Here is a 7,533-nt window from a genome sequence, read left to right as displayed (position 1 = left end):
CCGATCTTCGACCTCGTCGACTACGGCATCGTCGGCGACCTCTTCCAGGTCGTGCCCCAGCTCACCGAGGAGGTCAAGTCCCGCAAGGGCTGACCAGCTGTCGAGCCGGTTCCGCGACGGGCAAACCTTGCCGGTCGCGGAACCAGCACCCCTTTCACAAGGTCCCGGGGCCGCACGGTGTGAACTCACCGCGCGGCCCCGGACCGTTTCTGGTCTCCGTTGACGCAGGTCCAGCGACCTTATAACTTCATTATGCGGATTGCTGATTCCGATGAACGGAAAACAGAAGCTGTGTGGCTGTGGAGGGTGTGAAATGGGTCAGCAGGAAAAGGTGGCAACGAGCCTCGCCGGTGCGGTCACCGAGGAGATCAGCGCCTCCCTCACCGCGGTCGACGCCGAGCTCGCCCGCCGCTACCCGGGCGACCCGGGGACGCGCCAGCCGGTTCATACGGTCTACGTCCCCGGCGACGCGTTCATCTCCGGCACCATCCGATCCTGGGGTGACCAGGCGCTGGAGGCCCTCGACGAGCATGCCCCCGACGCGGCCTCGTTCGCCGCCGTGCTCGGCATCCCGGACGAACTTGCCGCACCCGTCCACGACCGGGTACGCGCCAAGCTGGAGCGCGAGCCCGTCGAAGACCTGCGCATCGACTTCGAGGACGGCTACGGCCCCCGCCCCGACGCCGAGGAGGACGAGGCCGCCGCCCGCGCCGCCCGGCTTGTCTCGGAGGCGTACGGGAACGGCACGGCGGCCCCGTACATGGGCATCCGGATGAAGTGCATGGAGGCCGCCGTACGCGACCGCGGTATCCGCACCACGGACATCTTCCTCACGGGCCTCATGCAGGCGGGCGGCCTCCCCGACGGGCTGGTCCTCACCCTGCCCAAGGTGACGTACCCCGAGCAGGTCACCGCCTTCGTCCGGCTCCTCGAAGCGTTCGAGCAGGCGCACGGGCTGCCGGCCGGCCGGATCGGCTTCGAGATCCAGATCGAGACCAGCCAGGCCATCCTCGCCGCCGACGGCACCGCCGCCGTCGCCCGGATGATCGACGCCGCGCAGGGCCGTGTCACTGGTCTGCACTACGGCACGTTCGACTACAGCGCCTGCGTCGGCGTCAGCCCCGCCTACCAGGCCGGCGACCACCCGGCCGCCGACCACGCCAAGGCCGTCATGCAGGTCGCCGCCGCAGGCACCGGCGTACGGGTCTCCGACGGCTCCACCAATGTCCTCCCGGTCGGCCCCACCCACCAGGTCCACGAGGCCTGGCGGCTCCACTACGGCCTCACCCGCCGCGCGCTGGCCCGCGCCTACTACCAGGGCTGGGACATGCACCCTGGCCACCTGCCGAGCCGCTACACAGCCGTCTACACCTTCTACCGCGAGGGCCTGGAGCAGGCCGCGGCCCGCCTCGCCGCGTACGTGGCCAAGGCCGACGGCGATGTCATGGACGAACCCGCCACAGCCAAGGCGCTCAGCGGGTACCTCCTGCGCGGCATCGACTGCGGCGCCCTGGACACCGCCGAGGTCACCCGCCTGACCGGGCTGACGCGCGCGGACCTGGATGCGTTCGCGTCGCCGCGGCGGGCCGGGCTCACGGCGACCGCGCCGTAACGGGTGCTCGCGCCGGCCGTCGTGTCATGGTGACCGTGGTGGCGCGGCGGCTCAGACGGGCGGCAGTTCGCCCGAGCCGCGCTGGATGAGCGTCGTGGGGAGCTCCACTCGGGCCGGGGCGTGGTCCGCGCCGTCCAGGCGGCGGAAGAGGTGCTCGGCGGCGGTGCGGCCGACGGCGGCGGCGTCCTGGGAGATGACCGTGATGCCGAGCAGGTCGGCCAGTTCGATGTCGTCGAAGCCGACCAGGGCGACCCGGCGTTCCTGCTCCGCGAGGACTCGTACCGCCGTCACCGTCACCCGGTTGTTTCCCGCGAACAGCGCGGTGACGGGCTCGGGGCCGGAGAGCATCTGCTCGGCGGCGGCCCGGACCCGGTCGGGGTCGGTCGAGCCGAGGGAGACCCATGAGTCCTCGACCGTCGTCCCGGCGTCCGCCATGGCCGCGTGGTAGCCGCGCAGTCGCTCGGTGGCGGTGTGGATGCGCGGCTGGTCGCCGATGAAGCCGATCCGGCGATGGCCGTGCGCGATCAGGTGCGCGACGCCCTCGCGGGCGCCGCCGAAGCTGTCGGAAAGGACCATGTCGGCGTCGATGCGGCCTGCCGGGCGGTCCACGAAGACGGTGGCGATGCCGGCCTTTATCTCCGGCTCCAGATAGCGGTGGTCGTCGCCGGCCGGAATCACGATGAGCCCGTCCACCCGGCGCGCGCACAGAGCGAGTACGAGCTCCTGCTCGCGCTCCGGGTCCTCGGCGCTCGACCCGTTGATGAGCAGGGCGCCGTGTGCCCGGGCGACTTCCTCCACCGCGCGGCTCAGAGGCCCGTAGAACGGGTCGGCCAGATCCTCCAGGACCAGCCCGATGGAAGCGGTGCGGCCCTTGCGCAGGACGCGCGCGCTGTCGTTGCGACGGAAGCCGAGCGCCTCGATGGCCTCCTGGACCCGGCGTTCGGTGTCGGGCGTGACCCCCGGCTCGCTGTTGACCACACGGGAGACCGTCTTCAGGCCCACTCCGGCGCGGGCCGCCACATCCTTCATGGTCGGCCGGTTGCCGTATCGGGTCTCGGAGTGACGGGCGGTGTCGGCCACGGTGCGCTGTCCTGTCGTCGGGTGCGGGCGGTCCGGCGGGCCCGCGAGCGGTGCCGCGGAGGGGCCGGAGGCTGTGCCGTCGAGCATAGGCCCTGGACAACGTTGTCAGCTGAATGGAGACTGGGCAGACTGTTCACCGAAGCCGCAGGTCCTCGCCCCCTACTCACGGAGCCGCACCGATGCCTACCGACCTCGTCGCCGCGCTGGACATCGGCGGCACCAAGATCGCCGCCGCGCTGGTGGACGGCAGCGGCGCGCTCCTCGTGCGGGCGCAGCGGCCGACGCCCGCCCGGGAGAGCGCCGAGTCGGTGATGGGGGCCGTGGCGGAGGTCCTGGCCGAGCTGTCGGGATCGCCGCTGTGGGAGCGGGCGACGGCCGTCGGTATCGGCAGCGCGGGCCCGGTGGACGCCTCGGCCGGTACGGTCAGCCCCGTCAATGTCCCCGGCTGGCGCGACTTCCCACTGGTGGAACGGGTCGGCCGGGCGGTGGGCGGACTGCCCGTCGAACTGGTCGGCGACGGCGTCGCCATGACGGCGGCCGAGCACTGGCTGGGCGCGGCTCGCGGCTACGACAACGCGCTGTGCATGGTCGTATCGACCGGTGTCGGCGGCGGACTCGTCCTCGGCGGAAAGCTGCACCCCGGCCCCACAGGCAACGCCGGGCACATCGGCCATGTCAGCGTGGATTTGGACGGTGACCCGTGCCCGTGCGGTTCGCGCGGCTGCGTCGAGCGCATCGCCAGCGGACCGAACATCGCCCGCCGGGCGCTGGAGGCCGGCTGGCGGCCCGGACCGGATGGCGATGCCTCGGCCGCCGCCGTGGCCGCCGCCGCGCGCGCCGGCGACCAGGTCGCCGTCGCCTCGTTCGAGCGCGCCGCTCAGGCGCTGGCCGCCGGAATCGCCGCCACCGCCACGCTCGTCGAGATCGACATCGCGGTGATCGGCGGGGGAGTGGCCGGAGCGGGCGACATCCTCTTCGCTCCGCTGCGCCGCGCTCTGCGTCAGTACGCCACGCTCTCCTTCGTCCAGCAGCTCACTGTGGCCCCGGCAGTGATGGGCACCGACGCAGGGCTGGTGGGCGCGGCGGCCGCGGCGGTGCGGGACAGCCCTTAGGTCGGTGGCCGTTCAGGGCCTGCCGTCCGGCGGAGCCAGAAGCGCCGGACGGGCAGGACCGGTGTCCTGGGGCCCGACCGGCGATCCAAGGCGCGACGTGGCCGCGACCGCGATTCCCCGCCGGCTCTCCCGTCAGCAGGTGATCCGCAGGTCTGCCCAGTCCGCGTGGTCGGAATCGATACCGTCCCCGCCGTCGGTGACCACCAGACGTACCACTTGCGCACCGCTCACATCCGCCAAGAGCGGCTGCGCGGGCATCGCACTGGTCAGTACGCCGGTCGACGCCACCTTCGTACCGTCGGCCCAGACCTCGAAGGCGACCGTTCCCCTGGTGCCCGTCTCGTCGTCGACCCCGACCTGCGCCGTCACGGCGCTGCATGCCTCGCCGGTGTAGAACTCGACGACACTGTCGGCGTGCACACCGAGGCCCTTGGCGAAGACCGCGCCGCCGATGGTGAGCGGATTTCCGTCACCCGCCTTGCTCTCTCCGTTGCTGGTGTCCTTCTCGACCGGGCCCCATCCGTTGGCGGCTGAGAGCCGGGGCAGATCGCTCAGGTAACTGCCGCCCGCAGGCGGCGCGACCACCACATGGGCCTGGAACGGGACCTTGGACCTCACCCGTGTCCCGGCCGGCGAGCGGTACTGGGCGGTGAGCGTCAGTTCGTACGTACCGGTGGCCGTGCCCGCAGGGGCCGTCACCTGCCAGCGGGTGGTCAGGGTTTGGCCGGTCGCCAGGGACGGTGATCCGGTCGGCGATGCCGCCTTCACCTGCCAGCCCGAGGGACCGGTGAGCGCTGCGGAGACCTTCGTGGCGGGGGTACGGCCGAGGTCGGTCACCGTCGTCGTCAGCGCGGCCGTGCGCCCGGCCTCGACCAACGGGCTTTCGTTCAGAGCGAGTTCCACGGCAGGCGGATGCGCGTCCCACTCGCGGTCGGCGGCGATGCGCAGCAGTACGGTCCCGTGCGCCGGGACGGTCGCCGAAACTCTGCCCGCCGTGTTGTACGTCGTGTGATCCCACAGGTCACGCATCGTGTACGCGGTGGCCTTCGGAAGCCCCGCCGCCTCGGCGGTCGTCGAGATGCGCTGTGCGCTGCCGGTCTCGTTGAAGAGGGCCACGACGCGGCTGCCGTCCTGCATTTCCTTGGTGACGACCCAGCGCCCACCGGCGGAGGAGAGCACGGTGCCCTGTTTGCCCAGAGGGTCCTGATCGACCGCGATGACCTCGCGGTTGGAGAGGATCTCGAAGGTCTCCGGGCCGGCCTTGCGCAGATCGGAACCGATGAGCAGCGGCGCCGCCATCACGGACCACATGGAGAAGTGGGTGCGGTATTCCGTGTCCGTCATGCCGCCGTTGCCGACCTCGAGCATGTCGGGGTCGTTCCAGCGCCCCGGTCCCGCTGCGGCGGCAAGGGGCAGATTCTGCTTCATGATCGACAGCATGCTGCCCCAGCTGTCGTTGATGTCGCCGGTCGTGCGCCAGAGGTTGCCGATTTCGCCGGCCCACTCCCAGGGCTTGTTCTCGCCCCATTCGCAGATGCTGTAGACGATGGGACGGCCGGTCGCCGCCAGCGCGTCCCGCATCGTTGTATACCGCTGTTTCGCGTCGACGCCCTGGTTGTTGCAGTTGTCGTACTTGAGGTAGTCGATGCCCCAGTCCGCGAACTGCTGCGCATCGCTGTACTCATGGCCGAGCGCGCCCGGAAGTCCCACACTGTCGCAGGTCTTGGTGCCGGCGCTGGTGTAGATGCCGATTTTCAGGCCCTTGGAGTGGACATAGTCCGCGACGGCCTTGATGCCGTTCGGGAAGCGCTTCGGATCGGCCTCCAGCTTTCCGTCCGCATTGCGCTGCGGCTTTGCCCAGCAGTCGTCGAGATTGACGTACTCATAGCCCGCGTCCTTGAGGCCCTTCTCGACAAAGATGTCGGCGATGCCCTTGACCATCGACTCGTTGAACTCGGCACGGCAGTGGGTCGAGTTCCAATTGTTGAACCCCATCGGAGGGGTAAGCGCAAGGCCGTTGTCGGCCTGGGTTGCGGAGCGGAGCGGGGGCTGGGGTGAGTCCGCGACTGCGGGAACGGTTGCTCCCGCAGTGCAGAGCAGCCCGGCCAGCAGCACTCCGATGACTCTGCGCCGGCTGGTTCGGGTTGTACAAGTTGGAAGATGACGCATCGATACGTTCCTCCGTACTCGTGCCGGATCGGTGACGGCATGTGCACGCCAAGGCGTGCGATTACGTTAAAGCGTGTTGAAGTCTGTTGGAAGGGGAGCGGCGTCGGTTGTTCGGCATCTCGTCAAAACCCTTGACGACACCATCACTTGGAGGTGAGATCCAATCGCACGTTCGGTTGTGTTGGGTTGCATCCCAGAGGAGTTGGGCATGACGCAGTCTGATTACGACAGGTCAGGTGTGCCGGGCAGCGTCGCAGGACATCGGATGTCCCGGCGAAGTCTGTTGCGTGGTGCGGCAGTCGGTGCGGGAGCCGTGACGCTGCCCTCGTTGCTCACTGCCTGCGGAAGTGGCCCCGGGGGTGACGGAAAGACGATCACCATGGGTTCGAATTCGTCCGACCCCATTCCGAAGAAGGCCTTTGCCGATGCTTTCGCGGCGTACGAGGAGCAGTCCGGCGGGCGGAAGGTGAAGGTCAACACCGTCGACCACAACACCTTTCAGGAGAACATCAACCGGTATCTGCAGGGCAAGCCGGACGATGTCTTCATGTGGTTCGCCGGCTACCGGATGCAGTTCTTCGCCGAGAAAGGCCTGCTGCACGACATCAGTGACAACTGGCAGACTTACAAGGGCTTCTCGGCCGCGCTGAAAGCCCAGTCCACCGGCGCGGACGGCAAGCAGTACCTCACGCCGTACTACTACTATCCGTGGGCCGTCTTCCACCGTAAGAGCCTGTTCGACGAGCGCGGCTATCAGGCACCGAAGACACTCGACGAGTACGTGGCGCTCGCCAAGCAGATGCAGAAGGGCAAGCTGGACCCCATCGCCTTCTGCGACAAGGACGGCTGGCCCGCCATGGGCACCTTCGACTACATCAACATGCGGACCAACGGCTATGAGTTCCACAAGAGCCTGATGGCTGGTGAGGTCGCCTGGACCGACAAGCGGGTCAAGGAGGTCTTCGACACCTGGCGCCGGCTGCTCCCGTACTGCCAGCAGGGCGCCAACGGCCGTACCTGGCAGGAGGCCGCCACCAGCCTCCAGAAGAAGGAGGCCGGCATGGCCGTGTTCGGCCTGCCGCACCCCGGCGCACAGTTCCCCAAGGGCGAACAGGGCGACATCGACTTCTTCCCCTTCCCCGTCATCAACCCGGAGCACGGGCAGGACGCGGTCGAGGCACCCATCGACGGGTTCCTGCTGGCGAAGAAGTCGAAGAACCTCAAGAACAAGAAGACCCTGGAGAGCGCAAAGGACCTGCTCAAGTGGCTGGCCACCGGGAAGGCCGAGGACATCTACCTGAGGAGCGACCCCAACAACATCGCGGTCAGCGACCAGGCGGACATCTCCGCGTACTCACCGCTCCAGAAGAAGGCCGTGGAACTGGTCTCCGGGGCGAAGCAGATCTCCCAGTTCCTGGACCGCGACACCCGGCCGGACTTCTCCTCCACGGTCATGATCCCGGCGATCCAGAAGTTCATCAGCAACCCGAATGACGTGGACGGGCTGGTCAACGACATCGAACGGCAGAAGAAGACCATCTTCGCCGCCGACTGACCCCC

At 68.9% G+C, this 7,533-nt stretch carries 5 protein-coding genes; 3 read left to right on the top strand and 2 right to left on the bottom strand.

Going from position 1 to position 7,533, the window contains the following annotated elements:
- The first annotated feature begins 313 nt into the window (after positions 1-313).
- The gene (locus ABT115_RS04765) at positions 314-1,612 is read left to right on the top strand and encodes a DUF6986 family protein (protein ID WP_351784031.1); all 1,299 of its coding nucleotides are present in this window, start codon (positions 314-316) and stop codon (positions 1,610-1,612) included.
- 51 nt (positions 1,613-1,663) lie between these two features.
- On the opposite strand, the gene ABT115_RS04760 is transcribed toward ABT115_RS04765, so the two are convergent.
- Positions 1,664-2,692: a LacI family DNA-binding transcriptional regulator gene (locus ABT115_RS04760; RefSeq protein WP_351784069.1), complete on the bottom strand. Its 1,029-nt coding sequence runs from the start codon at positions 2,690-2,692 to the stop codon at positions 1,664-1,666.
- A gap of 179 nt (positions 2,693-2,871) precedes the next feature.
- Here ABT115_RS04760 and ABT115_RS04755 point away from each other — a divergent pair, with 179 nt between their 5' ends.
- Positions 2,872-3,804: an ROK family protein gene (locus ABT115_RS04755; RefSeq protein ID WP_351784030.1), complete on the top strand. Its 933-nt coding sequence runs from the start codon at positions 2,872-2,874 to the stop codon at positions 3,802-3,804.
- Positions 3,805-3,936: 132 nt separating this feature from the next.
- Here ABT115_RS04755 and ABT115_RS04750 read toward each other — a convergent pair whose 3' ends face one another.
- Positions 3,937-5,973 (bottom strand): NPCBM/NEW2 domain-containing protein, encoded by a 2,037-nt coding sequence (locus ABT115_RS04750; protein WP_351784029.1) that lies wholly within the window; start codon positions 5,971-5,973, stop codon positions 3,937-3,939.
- Positions 5,974-6,238: 265 nt separating this feature from the next.
- Between ABT115_RS04750 and ABT115_RS04745 the strand changes: the two genes are divergently transcribed.
- On the top strand, positions 6,239-7,528 hold the full coding sequence (locus tag ABT115_RS04745) for an ABC transporter substrate-binding protein (RefSeq protein ID WP_351784067.1): 1,290 nt from the start codon (positions 6,239-6,241) through the stop codon (positions 7,526-7,528).
- Positions 7,529-7,533 lie beyond the last annotated feature (5 nt).

This window comes from Streptomyces sp. NPDC001832, from assembly GCF_040297265.1.
GTDB lineage: Bacteria > Actinomycetota > Actinomycetes > Streptomycetales > Streptomycetaceae > Streptomyces.
This window is presented reverse-complemented; position numbering and strand designations above follow the sequence as displayed.

What these genes read in the sequence shown, in the direction of transcription:
- ABT115_RS04765 (WP_351784031.1), top strand. Translation starts at nt 314, where the DNA reads ATGGGTCAGCAGGAAAAGGTGGCAACGAGCCTCGCCGGTGCGGTCACC.
- ABT115_RS04755 (WP_351784030.1), top strand. Translation starts at nt 2,872, where the DNA reads ATGCCTACCGACCTCGTCGCCGCGCTGGACATCGGCGGCACCAAGATC.
- ABT115_RS04750 (WP_351784029.1), bottom strand. Translation starts at nt 5,973, where the DNA reads ATGCGTCATCTTCCAACTTGTACAACCCGAACCAGCCGGCGCAGAGTC.
- ABT115_RS04745 (WP_351784067.1), top strand. Translation starts at nt 6,239, where the DNA reads ATGTCCCGGCGAAGTCTGTTGCGTGGTGCGGCAGTCGGTGCGGGAGCC.